The organism is Yoonia maricola (assembly GCF_002797915.1).
GTDB classification, from domain to species: domain Bacteria; phylum Pseudomonadota; class Alphaproteobacteria; order Rhodobacterales; family Rhodobacteraceae; genus Yoonia; species Yoonia maricola.
Genome location: NZ_PGTY01000003.1, coordinates 262,783 through 283,134 on the forward strand (window position 1 = coordinate 262,783; position 20,352 = coordinate 283,134).

Annotated in this window: 19 protein-coding genes, 1 other RNA gene and 1 pseudogene; 15 read left to right on the top strand and 6 right to left on the bottom strand. The window is 56.8% G+C overall.

The window, feature by feature from the left end:
* Nucleotide 1 precedes the first annotated feature (1 nt).
* Together BC777_RS15555 and nudC are read right to left on the bottom strand one after the other, a co-directional pair.
* A complete protein-coding gene (locus tag BC777_RS15555; protein WP_100369125.1) occupies nt 2–466 on the bottom strand; it encodes an SRPBCC family protein in 465 nt (154 codons plus the stop codon).
* 24 nt (nt 467–490) lie between these two features.
* The gene (gene nudC, locus BC777_RS15560) at nt 491–1,438 is read right to left on the bottom strand and encodes an NAD(+) diphosphatase (RefSeq protein ID WP_100369346.1); all 948 of its coding nucleotides are present in this window, start codon (nt 1,436–1,438) and stop codon (nt 491–493) included.
* Nucleotides 1,439–1,579: 141 nt separating this feature from the next.
* Between nudC and BC777_RS15565 the strand changes: the two genes are divergently transcribed.
* From BC777_RS15565 to rsgA, 3 genes are all read left to right on the top strand, one after another.
* Nucleotides 1,580–3,382: a bifunctional 2',3'-cyclic-nucleotide 2'-phosphodiesterase/3'-nucleotidase gene (locus BC777_RS15565; RefSeq protein WP_168769185.1), complete on the top strand. Its 1,803-nt coding sequence runs from the start codon at nt 1,580–1,582 to the stop codon at nt 3,380–3,382.
* A gap of 39 nt (nt 3,383–3,421) precedes the next feature.
* Nucleotides 3,422–3,519, top strand: an RNA gene (gene ffs, locus BC777_RS15570) — signal recognition particle sRNA small type.
* A 177-nt stretch (nt 3,520–3,696) separates the two neighbouring features.
* Nucleotides 3,697–4,728, top strand: a complete 1,032-nt coding sequence (gene rsgA / locus BC777_RS15575; RefSeq protein WP_100369127.1) for a ribosome small subunit-dependent GTPase A — start codon at nt 3,697–3,699, stop codon at nt 4,726–4,728.
* A 30-nt stretch (nt 4,729–4,758) separates the two neighbouring features.
* Here the strand turns inward: rsgA and BC777_RS15580 are convergent, their stop codons facing one another.
* Entirely contained in the window at nt 4,759–5,232 is a 474-nt protein-coding gene (locus tag BC777_RS15580; RefSeq protein ID WP_100369128.1) for a protein-tyrosine phosphatase family protein, read from the bottom strand.
* Between the two features lie 65 nt (nt 5,233–5,297).
* On the opposite strand from BC777_RS15580, the gene BC777_RS15585 reads away from it, so the two are divergent.
* The 8 genes and pseudogenes from BC777_RS15585 to BC777_RS15620 all read left to right on the top strand — a co-directional run bounded on the left by BC777_RS15585 (nt 5,298) and on the right by BC777_RS15620 (nt 11,696).
* Nucleotides 5,298–5,660 carry a YidH family protein gene (locus BC777_RS15585; protein WP_100369129.1) on the top strand — a complete coding sequence of 121 codons (363 nt, stop codon included), beginning with the start codon at nt 5,298–5,300 and terminating at the stop codon, nt 5,658–5,660.
* A 31-nt stretch (nt 5,661–5,691) separates the two neighbouring features.
* A pseudogene (locus BC777_RS15590) lies at nt 5,692–7,473 on the top strand (DNA polymerase III subunit gamma/tau); the annotation flags it as partial.
* 14 nt (nt 7,474–7,487) lie between these two features.
* Nucleotides 7,488–7,850: a hypothetical protein gene (locus BC777_RS15595; protein WP_100369131.1), complete on the top strand. Its 363-nt coding sequence runs from the start codon at nt 7,488–7,490 to the stop codon at nt 7,848–7,850.
* A 15-nt stretch (nt 7,851–7,865) separates the two neighbouring features.
* On the top strand, nt 7,866–8,210 hold the full coding sequence (locus tag BC777_RS15600) for a YbaB/EbfC family nucleoid-associated protein (RefSeq protein WP_100369132.1): 345 nt from the start codon (nt 7,866–7,868) through the stop codon (nt 8,208–8,210).
* 34 nt (nt 8,211–8,244) lie between these two features.
* Nucleotides 8,245–8,838: a recombination mediator RecR gene (gene recR / locus BC777_RS15605; RefSeq protein ID WP_100369347.1), complete on the top strand. Its 594-nt coding sequence runs from the start codon at nt 8,245–8,247 to the stop codon at nt 8,836–8,838.
* A gap of 96 nt (nt 8,839–8,934) precedes the next feature.
* Nucleotides 8,935–10,230, top strand: coding sequence for a hypothetical protein (locus BC777_RS15610; protein ID WP_100369133.1), 1,296 nt, complete (start codon nt 8,935–8,937; stop codon nt 10,228–10,230).
* A complete protein-coding gene (locus BC777_RS15615; RefSeq protein ID WP_100369134.1) occupies nt 10,227–11,051 on the top strand; it encodes a hypothetical protein in 825 nt (274 codons plus the stop codon). The genes BC777_RS15610 and BC777_RS15615 overlap by 4 nt, the downstream gene beginning before the upstream one ends.
* Before the next feature lie 108 nt (nt 11,052–11,159).
* Nucleotides 11,160–11,696 (top strand): class I SAM-dependent methyltransferase, encoded by a 537-nt coding sequence (locus BC777_RS15620; RefSeq protein WP_100369135.1) that lies wholly within the window; start codon nt 11,160–11,162, stop codon nt 11,694–11,696.
* 50 nt (nt 11,697–11,746) lie between these two features.
* Here the strand turns inward: BC777_RS15620 and BC777_RS15625 are convergent, their stop codons facing one another.
* Nucleotides 11,747–12,505 (bottom strand): DUF1013 domain-containing protein, encoded by a 759-nt coding sequence (locus BC777_RS15625; RefSeq protein WP_100369136.1) that lies wholly within the window; start codon nt 12,503–12,505, stop codon nt 11,747–11,749.
* Between the two features lie 115 nt (nt 12,506–12,620).
* Between BC777_RS15625 and BC777_RS15630 the strand changes: the two genes are divergently transcribed.
* Nucleotides 12,621–13,271 (top strand): ribonuclease T2 family protein, encoded by a 651-nt coding sequence (locus BC777_RS15630; protein ID WP_375342428.1) that lies wholly within the window; start codon nt 12,621–12,623, stop codon nt 13,269–13,271.
* A gap of 71 nt (nt 13,272–13,342) precedes the next feature.
* Here the strand turns inward: BC777_RS15630 and BC777_RS19470 are convergent, their stop codons facing one another.
* Together BC777_RS19470 and BC777_RS15640 are read right to left on the bottom strand one after the other, a co-directional pair.
* Entirely contained in the window at nt 13,343–13,648 is a 306-nt protein-coding gene (locus tag BC777_RS19470) for a hypothetical protein (RefSeq protein WP_211095387.1), read from the bottom strand.
* Between the two features lie 105 nt (nt 13,649–13,753).
* Nucleotides 13,754–14,527: a hormone-sensitive lipase gene (locus BC777_RS15640; protein ID WP_100369349.1), complete on the bottom strand. Its 774-nt coding sequence runs from the start codon at nt 14,525–14,527 to the stop codon at nt 13,754–13,756.
* A gap of 67 nt (nt 14,528–14,594) precedes the next feature.
* Here BC777_RS15640 and BC777_RS15645 point away from each other — a divergent pair, with 67 nt between their 5' ends.
* The 3 genes from BC777_RS15645 to BC777_RS15655 all read left to right on the top strand — a co-directional run bounded on the left by BC777_RS15645 (nt 14,595) and on the right by BC777_RS15655 (nt 20,293).
* On the top strand, nt 14,595–16,073 hold the full coding sequence (locus tag BC777_RS15645) for an NAD-dependent succinate-semialdehyde dehydrogenase (protein WP_100369137.1): 1,479 nt from the start codon (nt 14,595–14,597) through the stop codon (nt 16,071–16,073).
* A 382-nt stretch (nt 16,074–16,455) separates the two neighbouring features.
* Nucleotides 16,456–18,963 carry a DUF1800 family protein gene (locus BC777_RS15650; RefSeq protein ID WP_100369138.1) on the top strand — a complete coding sequence of 836 codons (2,508 nt, stop codon included), beginning with the start codon at nt 16,456–16,458 and terminating at the stop codon, nt 18,961–18,963.
* A 22-nt stretch (nt 18,964–18,985) separates the two neighbouring features.
* The gene (locus tag BC777_RS15655; protein WP_168769186.1) at nt 18,986–20,293 is read left to right on the top strand and encodes a DUF1501 domain-containing protein; all 1,308 of its coding nucleotides are present in this window, start codon (nt 18,986–18,988) and stop codon (nt 20,291–20,293) included.
* Nucleotides 20,294–20,352: the final 59 nt, after the last annotated feature.

The window sequence follows — 20,352 nt, forward strand, 5'->3', positions numbered from 1 at the left end:
TTTAATGCCCGCGCCGATAATCATCCTCTATAGCTTTGGCAAAATCCAACACCCGTGCCTTGAACCGGCACGTTATCTTTGCCTTTGCCAGCTTTAAGGACTGGAGCAGCAACCGCGCCGTCAGCGTCTTGGCGCGCATATCAAAGCCCACCAACACACGGGTGCGTGTTGCGGACAACGCTACAACCTCCACTTCGGTCAATGCCAGCAGACCGTCCGAGTGACTTTCAATCTCTATCGCCTCTTCCGGTGCCAATTTGATCAGCTCCGCCTTCACCTTGCGCGCACGACCCCGAAATTCAAACGCGATGTCCCATGTTGTGCCTAAAGCCGCAGCGCCTTCGGTTCCGCAGCGCACTTCTACCCCCTGCCGCAGCGCGCGCCGTTCGAAGGCGGCAAAATCACTCACCCGGTTATAGACATATGAAATTGGCGCCTCGATATCTTCGCGGGTGCTGAGTTTCATTTGCGTTGGTCCTTGCTTTTGGCCCTAGTCAAGGCGATCTGACAACCATGCCTCAAGCAAGAAATGCGCAATGGCACCTTTGCGGGCAGGCAGAATGGTCTGGTGATTGCCGGCGAAGGCATCCGCCATCTCTTCGCGGGTGACCCATATGGCATCTTCGATCTCTTCTGGGTCGATTGTCAGCTTTGTGGTGAGCGCCTCACCCGCACAGCCAAACATCAAAGACGCTGGAAAGGGCCAGGGCTGGCTGGACAGATAGGATACTGCGCCGACGCGCACACCTGCTTCCTCAAACACCTCGCGCCGCACTGCGGCCTCGATGGTTTCGCCGGGTTCGACAAAGCCTGCAAGAAGCGAATACATCCCCTCTGGCCAGCCGGGTGACCGGCCCACAAGCACGGAGTTGCCATGTGTGATCAGCATGATGACCACAGGATCGGTGCGCGGAAAATGATGCCCTCCACAAGCTGCACAATCCCGCTGCCACCCGCCCATCGCCATCGCACTCTCAGCACCACAGCGGGCACAAAACCGGTGCGTGCGGTGCCATTCGGTCACCGCCTTTGCAGTTGCCGCCAGTTCTGCATCACGGGGCGAAAGGCGCGTCATGACTGCACGCAACTCAGCAAAAGCAGCGTCCGGGACGGCCGGGTGCCGCTGTTCTGACGGATCAAGGAAACTGTTGAGCGTCTCGTCATCCAGCCCCTCTGGCTCCCACTCGGACAGATCGGCAGAAAATACCGGCACACCGTCTTCGCGGCCCAAAAAGATGGTCGCAGCAGACGCATCTGCCATTACGGGATGATCCAGTGGCAAGCGCAGCAGATCATCACCGCAAATCAACGGTTTACCACGCCACAAAAGCACTGCACGCGCATCGTTCTGAGCCTTCAAAGCATCGGCCGTCCCACGCATTTCTGCCGCACGATCAAGCCTTGACCCACCAAATGTCACTGTTTCTGCAATTTTCATCGCGCCCGCATGCCATGGACCTTGCGTAAGTGCAATTATTTCAAGCAACTTGGCATGGCAGGTCCATTATTTTCTCGTTAAGGTTGTGAGATGCAGGATGCTTCACCTCCGATTTCTGATGCGCCTAAGGGGCGGTTACGGGTGCTCGAGACAACCGATCTGCACATGCAGCTGTTGGACTATGATTATTTCTCGGATCAAACCGACACCAGCATCGGTCTGATTGGTCTTGCCGACCACATCACGGCCTTGCGCAATGAGGACGGGGTGACAAGCCTGCTTTGCGACAACGGCGACCTTCTGCAAGGCAATCCGCTGGCAGACCACATTGCAGCCCACGCACGGCCTGATGAAATCCATCCAACAATCGCCGCACTGAACACGCTGCAATATGACGCCATGACGCTGGGCAATCATGAGTTCGATTATGGGCTGGCTTTCCTGCGCAACACCCTCGCCCACGCCGCTTTTCCAATCGTCAGTGCAAACCTTACGTGTGGCGACGATCGTTTAGCTGTGCCGTTTTGTATTCTGGATCGTAGCCTTGCCTGCGATGATGGCACGACGCGGCCGATCAAGATCGGGATCACTGGCTTTGCCCCACCGCAAGTCGCCGGTTGGGACGACAATTTCGGCAATAGTGACGTCAGAATTGATGATATCGTGGCAGCGGCAAAGGACGTTGTGCCCAAAATGAAAGCAGCCGGGGCGGATGTGATCATCGCTCTGTGTCATTCGGGCATTGGGGCTGACACTTATGTTCCCTGCATGGAAAACGCGGCACTACCGCTGGCACAGGTCGAAGATATCGATGCTTTGCTCTTGGGCCACACGCACGAGGCCCTGCCTGACCCCACACGCCCTGCCACGGCGCAGGCCGATTATGCGGCAGGATCTTTGCATGGCAAACCGGCGGTGATGGCAACGTTCTGCGGCAAATCTCTTGGCGTCATCGATTTGGACATGACATGGGGCGTAGATGGATGGACCGTCGCAGGCCACAACGTGTATTTGAAAACAGCACAGTCAGCGGCAGGCACGGAGACGCCTTTGCGTCAAAAGCTTCGCCAACATGTCCAAGCCTCACATAAGGCAGCACTGGAAAAAATGCGCGCGCCCATTGCGCAAACACATGTGCCCATCGTCAGTTATTTTGCCACGGTGCAACCCGACCTCAGCCAACAGATTTTGGCGCGCGCCATGGCACACAGCGTGAAGGGCATCTTGAAAGAAACAGACCACGCATCACTTCCCGTGCTGGCAGCAAAATCATCCTTTCGTTTCGGCGGCCGTAGCGGATTGGGGCATTATATCGACATATCTCCGGGGCCTATTGCGCTACGCGACGCAGCGGCGATCTTTCCCTTCTCAGACACGCTCTGCGGGGTGCGGCGCACGGGCAAGCAGCTGCGCCTTTGGCTGGAAAGATCAGCGGCACATTACAATCAGATGCGTCCTGGCCTCGTGGATCAACCGCTCATAAACCCCCAAAGCGCAGGTTATAACTGCGATACAATTTACGGATTATCGTATCAAATCGACCTGACGGAGCCTGCGCGGTTCAACACCAATGGGGTTGAGGTGAATCCTGATACTGCGCGCATCCAGCGCATGAGTTACCAAGGCAAGACCGTTGCCGATGACGACATTTTCATCGTTGCAACAAACAGCTTTCGGGCCAAAAGCGGCGGCGGCTTTCCAGCAATTGCACCTCAGGACATCATTTGCACGTCGCCCCACACGGTGCGGGACCATCTGATCGCCTATCTCAAAAACATAAATACTGTGAACGACCCCGTTCATGCCACATGGTCCTTTACGCCAATCCCGAAAACATCCGCGATATTTGCCAGCGCACCACAAGCGCGGCACCATTTGCAAGATCCTCTCAGTCATGTCGGACCCCGACCAGATGGGTTCGAGACGTACCGCATCCGCTTCTGACATCTTGCGAAGACAGCGGACTCAGCCTATATGCACCATTGAGAGGTTGGCGCGGGCGAGCGCCTCGCCAACCTGGTCAGGTCCGGAAGGAAGCAGCCATAACGAGCCCCGCTTGGGTCGTTGTCAGCCTCTCACCTTCAATCTATTGCGCAGATTGAAGAGTATGCAGATCATCCAGCAAAGGAGGATGTTTATGATTGTCGCAACAAACGCCCTCCCGGTCCGGGTGCGCTGAAGCTATTTCCGCCCCCTCGTCCGGTTCCCGCTGACGCATTGACGCCAGCGCCCCAATACCCTTTGACGAGGACAGATCATTGACGCATTTGACACGCGACGCCCTTGGCTGGTCGCCCTATTACATGTCGCAACTCGACCTGGAAGAGTTGGACACCCTCACCCCTGCCCGCATTGCCACGGTCCATCGCGACCGTGTTGTGGGGTTCTCCGAAATCGGCCCGCTTGAGTTGACGCTTGATCCGGGCATCACGACCGCCGCGGTTGGTGTGGGCGATTGGGTGCTTTGCGCGCCCGCGCAACATCGGCTGATCCGTGTGTTGGAGCGGCAGACAGAACTGACGCGCGGGACCGAGTATCATACCGGTGAGAAACAACTGATCGCAGCCAACCTTGATACGCTCTTTATCACATCATCCTGCAACAACGACTTTAATCCTGCCCGTCTGGAGCGTTATCTGGCGCTTGCCCATGACGCGATGATTACCCCAGTGATTGTGCTGACCAAGGCTGACCAAACTGATGACCCCGACACCTACATTGATCAAGCGCGTATGCTGGGGCGTGATCTTGAAGTGATCGCGATGGATGCCAAAACCGACGATGTTGCTGTATTGCTAGAACCTTGGTGCGGGAAAGGCGAGACCGTAGCGTTAGCCGGATCTTCTGGCGTGGGCAAAACTACGATTGCGAACGCATTGACCGGCGGGGATGCCGCAACGCAAGCCATCCGCGAAGATGATGCGCGCGGGCGGCATACGACAACTGGACGATCTTTGCACCGGATGGGAAGCGGCGGCTGGCTAATCGATACGCCCGGCATGCGTGGGCTTGGGGTCGCCGAGGTTGCTTATGGGATTGATGCGACTTTCCCAGAGATTTCTGAGTTGGCCGAGACCTGCAAATTCCGCGATTGCGAACATGAAACGGAACCGGGGTGTGCGGTTCAGGCGGGCATCTCGCGTGGCGAGGTAGACCCTGACCGACTGACCCGGTTCAAAAAACTCAAACGCGAGAATCAACATGCGACAGAGACGATTGCACAAGCCCGCGACCGCTCTCGGAAATTGGGCAAGATGTATCGTTCAGCGGTGAAGAAAAAGGGCAGGTAGCGCATGATGTAAGGTGGATCATGATCCACCTTACCCTTGGCACGCCCAGCGCATTTGTTCATCCGTCTCCACCGCACAAGGGCGCACGGCCCGCAACCGAAGCAAAGCCGCATCAGGGTCTTCTCCTGCCGCAATCATCAACCGCAGCACCATCATACCCGACCGCCCGCAACCACCAAAGCAATGCACCAACACACGGCCATGGCGACGCAAAACACCAAATGACTTATCCCGCACCTGCGGCCAGTCAATATCCAGAGGCACACCAAAGTCTGGCACCGGTAGATGCAGCCAATCAATCCCTTCATTGGCAAGATCACGCCCTAACGTTCCAGCACCCTTACGTTCCAATTCTGCTTGACTCGTCATCGTCAGAACCAGATCAAGTTGCCAATCTAGAAGACGCAACCAATCAGTGTAGTAGTGACGTGTTCTTCCTGGCATCGGCGTAATCGCGACCGTGCCACCTGCAACGGGCAGGCTGTGAATAACGAACTCGAGCATGTTCCTTGACCTTTCACTGGCAGAATGGCCTCGCAATCGCGGCTACATCGACTAGGCTCTCAATCATGACACAAGAAACCGAACAAGCGCAAAAGCGAACCGACTGGGCCGAAGATCGCACAATCATGGCCAATGAACGCACCTTCTCAAGCTGGGTGGGCACCGGATTGGGCGCCATCGGCGTGGCAATCGGCCTCAAAGCCGTCTTTGGCGCGTTTGAGCCGACGTGGGCCGCCAAACTCGTCGCGAGCATCTTTCTCGCAGTCGCGATCGCGATCTTCTGGTCAGCCCGTCATCAGGCCCGTAAAACCTTCGCCCGCCTCAACAAGAGCGATATCGAGGCAACACCTGCGCGCAACTACACACTGCTTGCCAGCATCATGAGTTTTGCCTCAGTCGCCACCGGCATCATTCTTTGGTCGCTTTGATGTGGTAGACCTCTGGCATCACTGCCCCTAGTCTGACCCAACGCCCGAATCTCAATCCAAGGCCGCCATGACCGACCAGCCCAAATACCAAGTGCTCGCCCGCAAATACCGGCCCGAAACCTTTGCTGATATGGTCGGGCAGGACGCGATGGTGCGCACGCTGAAAAACGCGTTCGAGGCCGACCGGATAGCGCAAGCCTTTATCATGACGGGCATCCGCGGCACCGGTAAAACGACGACAGCGCGGATCATTGCAAAAGGAATGAACTGCATCGGCCCTGATGGCAAAGGCGGTCCTACGACCGAACCTTGCGGCGAATGCGAGCATTGTGTGGCGATCATGGAAGGCCGCCACGTCGATGTGATGGAAATGGACGCCGCCTCGCGTACGGGTGTAGGTGATATCCGCGAGATTATTGATAGCGTGCATTATCGCGCGGCCTCTGCCCGCTTCAAGATCTACATCATCGACGAAGTGCATATGCTGTCGAAGAACGCCTTTAATGCGCTCTTGAAGACGCTAGAAGAACCGCCTGAGCATGTGAAATTCATCTTCGCGACGACCGAAATCAGGCAAGTGCCGGTGACTGTGTTGTCGCGCTGCCAGCGCTTTGACCTGCGCCGGATTGAGCCGGAAACCCAAATTGCGCTGCTGCGCAAAATCGCCACCGCCGAAGGTGCCGAAATCACGGATGAGGCGCTGGCACTGATCACCCGCGCCGCCGAAGGTTCGGCCCGCGATGCGCAATCGCTACTTGATCAGGCGATCAGCCATGGCGCAGGTGAGACAACAGCCGATCAGGTCCGCGCCATGCTGGGGCTGGCAGACCGTGGACGTGTCCTTGATCTTTTTGACATGATCCTGCGAGGCGAAGCTGCCGCGGCCCTCACCGAAATTTCCGGCCAATACGCCGATGGTGCTGACCCGATGGCCGTCCTGCGTGATCTGGCCGAGGTCTGCCATTGGATCAGTGTCATCAAGATCACACCAGAGGCTGCCGACGACCCCACGATCAGCCCCGATGAACGCACCCGGGGGCAGGCCATGGCCGCTGACCTGCCCATGCGGGTGATGTCACGGATGTGGCAGATGCTTCTGAAAGCACTCGAAGAGGTAGCGCAAGCCCCCAATGCCATGATGGCCGCCGAGATGGCCGTGATCCGGCTCACCCATGTGGCCGACCTGCCTAGCCCGGACGAATTGGTGCGCAAATTGCAAGACGCCACACCGCCACCCGCTGGGCCCACAGGCGGTAGACCCGCCCCGCAGGGTGGTGGCAGCACGACGACGAGCAACGCACCGGCACCCACACATTCCGGCCCAACCGGCCCCTCGGCGTCTGGCGCGCAAACGGCTGTGGCGCTGGAAACCGATGCCCTGCAACATTACGCGCGGTTCGAGGATGTTGTCGAACTGATCCGCACCCACCGCGATGTAAAGCTGTTGGTTGAGGTGGAAACAGGTTTGCGCCTTGTTAGCTATCAACCCGGCCGGATCGAGGTGAACCCGACATCGGATGCCGCGCGCGACCTGATCGGGCGTCTGGGTGCGCGCCTGCAAGCATGGACAGGCAACCGCTGGGCCATCAGCGTCGCGACAGGTGGTGGCCCGACGATTGCCGAAACGCGCGACGCGGCTGAAAACGCCTTGCTGCAGGAAGCGCAAGAACATCCGCTGGTTAAAGCGGTCATCGCAGCCTTCCCCAAGGCCAGGATCACCGAAATCCGGACCGAGGCCGAGAAAGAACAGCACGCGCTGGAAGATGCGCTGCCCGAAGTGGATGATGAATGGGACCCATTCGACGAGGACTGATCTGGGGTCTTGCAATGCTGGCCCCGGCTCCGGCTTGGGCAGACGTTTGCACGGCCCTGCGCCCCGCTTGGGACGGTCAACCGGTTACAGCATTTGGTGAATTTCTCTATCTGCTGCAAACACCAGTGGTTCTTATGCTCATTGTCGCAACAGCCCTTGCTGTCCGATTTCGCAGCGAATGGGGTGGTTTGGTGGTCGTGATCGGATGGAGCCTGTCGACCTTTCTTGCAACAGGATGGGGCGCAAATGGAGACATACGAGATGCTGCAAGGATCGAAGGGTGCGTGGGCAATGCAACACTCTTCATCCTCGTTGCTGCACTGGTGTGTGTCGGCGTCGTGCTCTACACTGCGCCTTTGAAACGAGACAAAACCTAACGGGAGATCGGGAACATGCTCAAAGGATTAGGCGGGCTTGGCGATATGGCCAAGATGATGAAACAGGCGCAGGAAATGCAGGGCAAGATGGCCCAGATGCAGGAAGACCTTGAAAATATGATGGTCGAAGGTGTCAGCGGTGCCGGCTTGGTCAAAGCAACCGCGACAGCCAAGGGTGAGTTGAAGGGCCTCGACATTGATCCTTCGATCTTTAATGGCGACGACAAAGAAGTCGTGGAAGATCTGATCCTCGCTGCGATCAAGGACGCGCAAAGCAAAGCCACCGAACGTGCGCAAGAGGAAATGAGCAAGATGACCGAAGGTCTTGGTCTACCACCGGGCATGAACCTGCCTTTCTAAGGCACTAGGTCGTGTTGAACTGCACATGGGCAAGATGACAAACGGCACCGAAGACCTCGACAATCTGATCGCGCTAATGGCCAAGTTGCCAGGGTTGGGGCCCCGCTCGGCACGGCGTGCGGTTCTGCATCTGATCAAGAAACGGTCGCTGGTTTTACTGCCACTGGCGGACGCCATGCAGCAGGTTGGCGCGACCGTGCGCGAGTGCCTGAATTGCGGCAATGTCTGCACGGCTGATATCTGTGACATCTGCAGCGCCGATAAACGCGCGACAGGTCAAATCGCGGTGGTCGAGGATGTCGCCGATCTATGGGCGATGGAACGCGCACAGGTGTTCAAGGGCCGTTATCATGTGCTGGGTGGTACCCTGTCGGCTCTTGATGCTATTGGCCCGGATGAGCTGCGCATTCCTAAACTGATCGACCGGATCAAAACCGAAAACGTCACCGAGGTGATCCTCGCATTGGGGGCCACAATTGATGGGCAGACCACTGCGCATTACATCGCTGACCAATTGCCCGGCATCACCGTCACATCACTGGCGCAAGGCGTCCCTGTGGGCGGCGAGTTGGATTATCTTGATGATGGCACAATCACCGCCGCGCTGAACGCCCGCAAAGCGCTGTGAGTGCTGGACTACAGTTCAAGATATTGCCATATCTTCGCACAAGCCTTGCCCCAATCGCACATTATGCGAACAGTATGACGAGGGATTGTGAGGACGATGACAAACGACAGACGCCAACAGGATTTTGCACAACGCCTTAGCCGCATCTCGAAAGAGCGTGGTGTGGATGTCGATCCGCGGGCTGGCGAGCCTACAGGCGTTACCTCTGATTACGATTACAATGCACCACAAAAAAAACACCCGATCCGAAACGGTATTATCTGGATAGTCGTTCTCGCCGCCGCTGGTGTAGGTGGCTTTTATGGCTGGAACGCCATGCCCCAGGACCTCAAAGATATGCTGGCCAGTGTCGTATCCAGCGAAGATCCAACCGCGCGTGCGCCAGAGGATATTCCCGAAACCGATACGATGTCCGATCAGGGGGTTACGCTTGCCTCTCCCGCTGTGCTGCATACCGGGACTGAACCGCTGGCGCTGACAGATGTGGTGATGCAGGTCAGCTTGCCCACGATAGATACTGCGACCGGAAACATCATACCGGTTGTGCGCAATCCCCAATGTACGCTGCGCAGCCCGACGCAGGGTGAGACAGTGATGGGTGTACGCATTGAGAATGCGCTTTTGCCTGCACCTGTGCACGTATTTTCCAATGCACAACTTACTGACACGACGTTGCAGAATATCAAAACCGTCACCCAGAATGGTGCTGACCCGTTGGATGATATGGCGCTGAGCGGCGAGAAAACCGTCCTCGACGTCTTCGTGACAGACACATCCGCCCCGCTTTATCTTGTGCTGCAAAACATCGGCCCCGGCATCGTCTGGACCCTTCATGCGGCGCCACAGGTCGAGATTGCCCATGTCGCGCTGATCGGGTCAGACTTTTCCGGTGTGGCCAACCTCCCGAATGATGCCACTGTCGAGGCGCTGCTGGTCAGTGACTTCCTGCCACCACACCAATATGGGGCCGATGACGTGGCCCGCGACTGCATGATCCGCCCATGGCGGACACCACAACCCGACTGGATCGGGTCGCGCAAATCCGAGGCAGGCAGCCTGTCCTACCAAAACCAGATGTCATCCTACGCAAAGGGTTTTGCCGCTTATAACAGCTGGTATACGGCCACACTTGGGGTAGACGCCGCCGCAAACACAGTGACCGCGCGCGATGCGGCACATGTATTGCTTGGCCCAAGACCGGATGCACCTTTTGGTTACGCCCCGCTCGCCGGACAAGATATTCACATGGTCGCAACAGATCACCTGATGACAGGTGATTTCGCAACCCGAAGCACCGCGATCACACAGTTACAGCAAGCGTTGCTTGGCGCCGCCATCGGTGGCGATATCAGCGCCCTGAACCCACCAGCGATGGAAAGGAACAGCCAATGAGACGTGGTTTTTCCCTCCTGATCTTCCTGCTTATTCTTGGGTTGCCCGTCATTGCCCTGAACTTTGGCGGATCCGAGATTACAAGCTTGATCACTGAACGGGCCACAGCACCCACGCCGCAAGCACCCGCCATTGCCGAAGAGGCTGAGCCGGATGACCCGGTCCAATGGCTTAGCGACAGGCCCGCATTACGCGATGTTTTCATCCCCGATGAACTGACGCCAGCGCGCTATGTCGAGATTGAAACGCTCGTGCCACTCGCAGACCTGCTTGCCGCAGGTGAGGCACAGCCTGACGAGAGCTTGCAAGAACTCTACGCCGCAGCGCGCGCCCCGACACAGTTGATGCCCTATTGCGCAGATATCCTTGCTACGATCGGCACCGTTTGTGACGTTGTTTATGCCGACGCTCACGAAACCCGCGATGGACGATGGATGATGGATGGTCGCCTAGCCTTTGTCCCGTCTGGCGATCTTGGAGCGCCGGAAACCACAGAAAACGGTGAATTGATGCGCACGACAGCATTGCTGCCGTTCACGGGCGACCTGCGACCGCCAAACGAAGCGGCAACGCGCATCGATATGCTACAGCAGGCCCAGTCTATCTGTGACGCGCTACGCAACCGACTGGGCAACTGTGTGGTAACGCAGGTCACATTTGACCTGCACGAGTTGTGGATCACCGATCTGGAAGCTTTGCCCGCGAACACAAACCCGCAGCGCATAGAGGCAACAGCCGCATTCACCGTCTATGCAGACTCAGCGCAGTTCGACACCACAAGCTTCGCAGATATGGTGGCAGCGCTCGCGGAACAAAGTTAAGGATCACAAGCAGCGGGGGGCGATATGGCAGACGCATCATTCTGGGACAAAGCCGCAAAGAAATATGCAGCGTCACCCATCAAGGATATGGCCGCCTATTAAGAGACGTTGGATCGCACGCGGCACTACCTGCAACCTGACGATCATGTGCTTGAGGTCGGTTGCGGCACGGGGACGACCGCACTGACCCTTGCGGCATCGGTCGGGCACATCACCGCGACTGACGTCTCTGGCAAGATGCTCGAAATTGCCGAAAGCAAGCGCGCCAACCAAAACGTGGCAAACGTCAGCTTTCAGCAATCTGTGACGACGCACCCCCTGAACGATGCGCCCTTTGACGCGATCTGCGCGTTTAGCATCTTGCATCTGGTCGATGATCTGGCCGCAACGCTGTCCCACCTTTACAGTCAGTTAAGACCGGGCGGTTACGTGATATCCAAGACCGCTTGCCTGCGTGACATGAACATGTTGATCCCACCCATGATCAAGCTGATGAGGCTCTTTGGCAAAGCGCCGGATGTTTTGCTTTTTGATGCCCCTGCTCTTGAGGCCGCATTCCATGATGCCGGGTTTGAGGTCGTCGAAACCGGGTACTTCGGCAAAAACAAATCGGCGCGCTTTATCGTCGCGCGACGCCCTGCTTAACGAAAAAGGGCGCCCTGAGCGGACGCCCCAATCTTGGCTACGCGATTGGCCTAGTCTTTCTTTTCATCGTCATCAGGCAGATTAAAGAAGCTATCCGCATCCGCCACATCGCGGTCATCGGCGGCTTCTTCTTCGCCCTCTTCATCGCGCGGATCGGCAAGGCTGAATGTCTCAAGACCGGCCATCGCACTTGGCATCTTGGGCTCGGCCGGCATAGAGAGCGATTGCTCGGTGCCGACCAGTTTGCGCCGTTCGTCGTCGGACATAGCCGACCCTTCTTTTTCCTTCTTCGCGTTGGCTTTCTGCACAGCCGCGTCCAGCTCAGATTGCTTGCACAGGCCCAGCGCAACTGGGTCAATCGGTTCGATATTGTTGATGTTCCAATGGGTCCGCTCGCGGATGGCCTGAATGGTGGGCTTTGTTGTGCCGACCAGTTTGGAAATCTGACCATCGGTCAGTTCGGGGTGAAATTTCACCAGCCAGTAGATCGACGCAGGACGATCCTGACGTTTGGACAGCGGTGTATAGCGCGGACCACGGCGTTTTTCTTCACCCGCAGCTGCGGCGTAAAACTTCAGCTTCAGCTTGTGCAGCGGATTGGCTTCAGCCTTGTCAATTTCTTCCTGCGTCAGCTGGTTGTTGGCAATCGGGTCAAACCCCTTCACGCCAGCGGCCACATCTCCATCGGCGATGCCCTGCACTTCCAGCTCGTGAAAGCCGCAAAAGTCAGCAATCTGCTTGAAGGTCAGCGTGGTGTTGTCGCACAGCCAAACAGCGGTGGCTTTGGCCATAATCGGTCTATCGGACATCTTTCATCTCCATCTTATCAGCGGACAAGCCTCTCCCGCGCCCTTAAGTTGGGCAGACTGCGGTGGCAGCCGGGTTCGCATTGTCGAGGAACTTGAGGCGTATATAATGGCGCATATGAAAATTGGAAAGATCAAAATGCACCGCCTGTTTGCTCTCCTAGGCCTAATGGCAACACCATTATCTGCACAGGACCGCGCGGGGGAATTTGACTATTATGTCATGTCACTGTCGTGGTCGGCCAATTGGTGTGCGCTCGAAGGCGACGCACGCAACTCACCCCAATGCGATCCTGCGGCAGAGTTTGGCTGGATATTGCACGGGCTTTGGCCGCAATACGAACGTGGCTATCCCGCAGACTGCGCAACAAGTGAACGCCCACCCAGCCGCAGTGATACAGCCGCTATGGCCGACATCATGGGAACATCCGGGCTGGCGTGGCACCAATGGCGCAAGCATGGGGTCTGTTCCGGGCTCTCATCGGATGATTACTACGCCCTGTCGCGCGAAGCTTATGCCCGCATCACACGGCCCGACGTTTTCCGCGCATTGAACCGCGAAGTCACGCTGCCTGCATCATTGATCGAAGAGGCTTTCTTGGAGGAAAACCCCACCTTAGAAGCTGATCAGATCACAATCACCTGCAAATCCGGCTATATCCAAGAGGCGCGCATCTGCCTGACCCGCGACTTGGATTTCCGGGACTGCGGACAGGACGTGATCCGCGATTGCAGCATGACGGACGCGCAGTTTGATCCGATGCGTTAAGTCACAAACATCAAATACACCGAAGCACTGATGACCTTTCGGACCATATTATCACGCTTCGCTTCTGCCGATCAGAATGCGCGCGGCTCATTTTCGGCGGGTACGCGACTGCCGTCCTTGAGGATGATTTCGCCACGAGTATCCTGACACTTGGGCGTGCCATCCCGGTTCAGGCGCGGCGTCATAAAGCCTTCAAGCCCGTCGTCGATGTACCAATGCTGACACCCATCGGGATCAACCCAGACATTCGCCACACCATCGCGCAGGAACCCACCATCAACGCCACCATCTGTCACGTCATTATTGTCGCCCGTCCGTTCACAGGCAACCAGCACACCTGCTGCCAGGACAATCATGACACCTCGTGAAAAACCCATTTTTACTACCATCCGCTCTGACGCGACTCGCGTGATTTACAAACTATCCCTACCGTATGTTGAGATTTGGTTTAGGTCCACCACCAACACAGGCGCCCATGACACTTAGCCAAGGACGGCTGCGGTCAACGGGCTGTCAGGGCTCGCGAGATCCTCAATCACATTGAAATGGTGTTTACCCGCGTCAACCACTTTTGCGCATTGCCATGCTTGGGCCAATGCCTCGGCCTGCTCTAGAAAAACCGGTCGTTCATCCGCGCCGACCCACACGGTCACGGGGCTTTTGGGCACAGGTTGATGCACCGGGCTTTCGTTGACAATCTGTTGTTCATCAAGTCTCAGGTCTGCGTTCATTGATGTGCGCATTAGCGGGGCCAGATCAGCAACCGGCGATATCGCAACGGTCTGCACAAGCCGGTCCTGCCAGCGCGCACCCGGTGTCGCCACACTGGCCATTGCGACCAACTGCCCACCAGCCGAATGCCCGCTCAGACGGATCGGGCCGGGTACGCGCAAAGACATTGCTGCAATCGCGGCCATAATTTCACGCCTGATATCGGTGATGCGTACGTCAGGGCACAGATCATAAGACGGCATTGCAACGCTCCACCCCTGCGCCAAGGGGCCAGCCGCCAGATGCGACCAGAAGGATTTGTCAAACCTGAGCCAATAACCGCCGTGTACAAACACCACCAAACCTTTGGACAAGCGTTGCGGGTGAAACAGATCATAACGCTGTCGTGGCCCCTCACCATAAGCCAGGTCCAGCTCGCAAAGTGTTGTGTCGCGAAAGGCCGCTGCCGCTTGCGCCCATTTGTCCGGATATGCATCTGCGCCCGGAATATAGGCCGCATTCGCATAGGCATCATCCAATTCCATCATGTTCCCCTCTTTACGACACCGCCCTGCTTGGGTCAGATAGCGCCGAAACCCTAGGGAGGCCACTATGCTTGACGAAACCACGAACCTCAAATCCATGTTGGCGCGCCCTGATCTGGTTTGCGAAGACACGCTCGTCGCTGGTGCCTGGGTGCAGGCGGCCAGCGGCAATACCTTTGATATCACCAACCCAGCACGCGGCGACGTGATTGCAAAAGTACCAGACCTGTCGGTCGATGAGGTCGCACAAGCCATTGCCGCGGCCGATGACGCGCGCAAACCATGGGCCGCACTTGCCGCCAAAGAGCGCAGCAACGTGCTGCGCAAGTGGTTTGACCTGATGATGAAGCATCAGGAAGATCTCGCCATCATCATGACAGCCGAACAAGGCAAACCATTGGCCGAAGCGCGCGGTGAAATCGCCTATGGTGCATCTTTCGTCGAATGGTTCGCAGAAGAGGCCAAGCGCATCTACGGTGAAACAATCCCCGGACACATGCCCGACAAACGCATCACGGTCATCAAGCAACCCATAGGTGTGGCCGTCGGCATCACGCCGTGGAACTTTCCCAACGCCATGATCGCGCGCAAAGTCGCCCCTGCCCTTGCGGCGGGCTGTGGTTTTGTCATCAAACCGTCCGAACTCACACCGCTTTCCGCGCTCGCTATGGCCAAGCTGGCGCAAGAGGCAGGCGTGCCAGACGGGCTTTTCTCGGTGATCACATCATCAGATGCCGCAGCTGTCGGAAAGGCGTTCTGCGAACACCCGGCTGTGCGCAAACTGACCTTCACAGGCTCTACCCAGGTGGGTCGTATCCTGCTGGCCCAAGCCGCCGATCAGGTGATCAAATGCTCGATGGAACTGGGCGGCAATGCGCCCTTCATCGTTTTTGACGACGCCGATCTGGATGCTGCGGTCGAAGGCGCCATCGCCTGCAAATTCCGCAACAATGGCCAAACGTGCGTCTGTGCGAACCGCATCTATGTGCAGGCCGGTGTCTATGACGCTTTTGCTGCAAAGTTCAAAACAGCCGTCGAGGCACTTAAAATCGGAGACGGGATGAGCGATGGTACTACGCTAGGCCCGCTGATCGAACCGAAGGCCGTGACCAAGGTGCAGTCCCATCTGGAAGACGCCCTGTCCAAGGGCGCTGAGATCCTGACAGGCGGCAAACCTCATGATCTGGGCGGGCAGTTCTTTGAACCCACGATTGTAACGAATGCGACCAAAGAGATGTTGGTCAGCACGGATGAAACCTTTGGTCCCTTCGCACCGCTGTTCAAATTTGATGACACTGATGATGTCATCGCACAGGCCAATGACACGATCTTTGGGTTGGCCTGCTATTTCTATGCGAGCGATCTGAGCAGGGTCACAAAGGTGGCCGAGGCGCTCGAATATGGGATTGTTGGGGTAAACACCGGGATTATCTCAACCGAAGTCGCCCCTTTCGGCGGGGTGAAACAATCTGGCCTAGGTCGGGAAGGATCCAGCCACGGGATAGAAGACTATCTTGAGATGAAATACATCTGCACGAGCGTTTAGGCATTCCCACTTGTAAGGCCACCGCCATGATCCAGGGTGGTGTCCCTACGGTACCTGATCGATCGGATGGACGCCACGACGCACCAGATATCGTAAGTGCGATATGACGCGCGTGGCTGGTCGCGATGCACGGCAGGTTTGCGATCGTCAAAGCGTCACATCATCCGCAGGGGGTCGTGCAGACAACGCCCACCGAAGCTTTCTGCACCTCCAGGATATCTATGAGGCAAATATCCGCTTATCTTATGGCGTGGATAAACTGAGGGCAGTGTGTCTCTCACACGCTGCGCCTCAATTGCACCACATTTTGGACATTTTTTGCCCTTTTGTCTTCTGAATAGATAACGAAATATTGAACGATTCTAAATTCTGGGGCTTTGTAATGGCAAAAATGACATATTTTGTGGCGAGTACTGCGCTTGCCGTTCTCTTAGTTCAACTTGCAGAACCTGCAAATGCGGATAGCTCCGAAAATGCCGCTGCCGGAGGCACAGAATCGTCCAATGACGTCATTGAGGTGAACAGCGAACAAAGCTTTACCTACAACATAGAGCGCGCCGGAAATGTCATGATTGTGGTGGCGCCGCGTGATCCGGTTAACGTTTCAGTAAACGGCACACTTGTCCTTGCACTTACAGATCTCAATTCTTCGGCGGGCACGCCGATACAAGCCGTTGTTGATCTAACTGCAGGTGACCACATCATAACTGTCGAATCCGTAAAGCCCGGCACCGATATGACCGACGCGGTCTTAGTCGCCTTCGATGGGGGACAACCCGTTGCTTTGGCAGACATCGCATCCACAACCGCAACGGCCGATGTAAACAATCTTTCAGCGAATGTGGTAGCGGCCGCATCGACAGCGACACGCAGCATTTCCTCTTCAGACCCACTGGTACAAAATTCCTCTGTGGACGGCTTGCAGTCCAGTAGCAGCGCATTGGCCGCATCTGAAATGAGCGGCAGCAATAACAGGGCCAACGCAAGCACAAGTGTCTTTAATCAGAATGGAGCGGGTGATGATACGACCTCCCGCGACTTCCGATCCGCAATTTTGGATGCCATCGCTGAATCTTCGGGGGTTCCGTCATCAGAAACACCCGAGACGCCGACGCAACCTACAACGCCAGGTACCTTTGAAAATCCGGCGTTCGGCCCTAGCGTTTCAAGCCCTTTGTCTCCGCCAACGGATGTCGCCATCACCCAGGCTATTCAACTGACGTCCGCAGCAACTGACGACGGCCTGCTGGCATCAACGGGACAAACCCTGTTCGGTGCCGTACAGGACCCGATGACATATGACATTGTCACTGCGACCATCGCACCCTCTGGCCGGACAACCACCGTCGATGTCGGTGCAATGCGTGGCCAGTTCGCCGTCCGGCTCTTTGCTGAGGACATGACAGAGGCGACAACGGTCACATTGACTGCTTCAAATAGCATGAACGATGCTGTGACGCCTGCGACCATCAGCTATAATTTTGATGTGGCCTACCCAAATGATGGTATCGCAATGGCGCTGTCGCGCCTTACCTATGGCGCAACTCCTGACCTTTACGCACGCGTGCGCGCGATCGGGTTTCAGGCCTATGTTGAAGAACAGCTTGCTCTGAGCGGCCTTGATGAGACGGCGCTGAACCGCGTTTCAGGGCTTGGGCGCGGTAACAGCCGCACCGAGATCATGCGCTCTTACAGAGACAACAACATGGCACGCGCAACGCTTACAACAGCCCAACTGCGCGAGGTCATGGGGACGTTCTGGTCGAACCATTTCCATGCCAATAACAAAGAAACAAACATCTACCTGCCAAACCTTGACGACCGCGACTTCTTTAGAACCAACGCATTCGGCAACTTTGAAGATCTGCTTCTCTATTCCGCACAAAGCCCCTTGATGTCGCAATACCTCGACAATGATGTGAACACGGCCAATAGCCCGAACGAAAACTACGCACGAGAGATACTTGAGCTGCACACGGTCGGTGTTGACGGTGGCTATGGTGACGATGACGTCATCGCAATGAGCGAGATATTCTCTGGCTGGGGCTGGGAAAAAGTGACCGATGTCCCAAGTGCTGCTGCTGATACCTATGGTTTCCTGTTCCGGGCGCAAAACCATGTTCAGGGTGACAAAGACCTGCCTTTCCTTAACACGACGATCAGTGGACGCAGCGGTGCGGATGGGGTTCTTGAAGGCGAAGAGGTGATCTCGATCCTTTCGACCGATGACCGGACGAAGGCGTTTGTGTGCGGCAAGATTGTCCAGAAATTCGTGGCCGATGATCCACCAGCCTATTTCATCGAAGTTTGTACGACAGCCTGGACCCAAAGCAATGGGTCATCCAGAGAGATGCTCCGCGCCATCCTGCTTGATCCAGCCTATATCACAACGGTTGAGTACCAGCGGGCAATGGCAAAAACCCCGATCGAATTCGCGGCATCTTACTTGCGTGCACTTGGCGCTCAGCCCAGCGGTAATGCAGCAAACCACATCCGCAATATCTCAACAGTTGTCGCCAATGCCGGATGGGACCCGTATTATTTTGCAGCGCCGACGGGTATATCTGAAGTGTCATCCGCATGGCTGAACTCGGCTCCTATGATTACGCTCTATAACGGTCTGGCCGACATTCCGGGTGATCCGAGCCGTTACGGCCACGACCTGCCCGGCGACATTGCCGATGCGGGTCTTGAGACCGCCGAAGAGGTTGCAGCTTACCTGCTTACGGTTGGTACTGCTGACCGGTTCTATCGGGATGAATACGAAGCCATGGTCAATGTCCTGAAAGGCGAAGACGGCATCTTCGAACCCATGCTCTCTGATGAGACCGATGCGATCAACCGGGCTGCAACGCTCTTGCTCGTTTCACCCAGCTTTCTCGCTCAGTAAGCGGTACAGACAAAGGATAATAATGATGAGAACACGTCGCGAATTCCTCAAATCAGCCGCTGCTGCCGCAACCCTTGCGGGCGGTGCAGGCGCACCCCGCTTTTCTTTTGCGCAAGAAGCAGGCGGCAAAACCTTCGTTAAGGTCTTCATGCGCGGCGGGGCAGATGGTTTGCATCTGTTTCCCAAGGTCAGCGATATGAACTATTACAATGCACGCGGGACCATCGCGATCGAACCGCCCAATGGCGACAGCGAGTCCGCGGTGGACCTGGGCGCAGGGCTCGCCCGCGCGATGAACCCCAACCTTGCAGCACTGTCTGAAATCTGGGATTCAGGTCGGATGCTGGTGATGCCCGCCTGCGGCCTTCCAGCAGGCAACCGGTCGCATTTTGATGCGCAACGCTGGATCGGCAACGGTGCGCGCAGTAACCTGATCGATGGCTATCTCAACCGCTACCTGCAGGAAACGGACACAGGTTCAGAAGCGCTGCGCGGTGCTGTTCTGGGCAAAGGGAGCATGTCAACCGAACTGCGGGGCGGCATGACCGTACCGGTGATCGCCAACGGCACCGGGTTTGATATTCAGACCGATGATTTCTGCTTCGGAAGCGGTTGCGCCGACAACAGGCTCACTGAAATTATGAACGAGATCGCAGCCACCGAGGACGCGTCTTTCGACTCGATTGCGTCACGTGCGCGGGATGCGCAGCGGGTGACCTTGGCGAATATCGACAGCGTAACGCAAGCTGCGGCAGGTTATACAACCGATGCGGATGGTCTGGAATACGACGGAAGCCCACTGGGCCGCGGGCTCCAGCTTGTTGCCCAGCTTCTCAAGGCCGAAGTACCGCTTGAAGTTGCGGCGCTGGATTGGAACATTGGGTGGGACACCCATACCAATCAGACAGCGGGCGGGAGCCGTCCATTTACGGACCAGTCTTTTTCCTATCACAGCGGCATGACCGCCGGCGCGCGAAACTTTGTCACGTTTTTCCGCGATATGGGTGCGCTGCTAGACAATGTTGTCGTGCTCGTCTGCACCGAATTTGGCCGCACGGTACGCCAAAGCGGGACCGGCACCGATCACGGTGATGCGTCGTCGTGGTTCGCCTTTGGTGGCCCAACCCAAGGCGGCATGGCTGATGATGTAGCGAACCTGTCAGAGGAAAATCTGAACTCACGTCGGTATCTGCCGGTCATCAACGATTACCGCGATGTTGCAGCAGAAATTATGGTGCGCCATGTCGGCATGCCGGAAGATCTCATCTCGACGGTCTTCCCCGGTCAGGTCTTCACCGACAACGGTTTCTTTACGCGCCCAACCGGGTGACGCATGAAAAGCCGGTGCGGACCTAGCAACAGTAGTGATCACATCGATGGCCTGCTTTC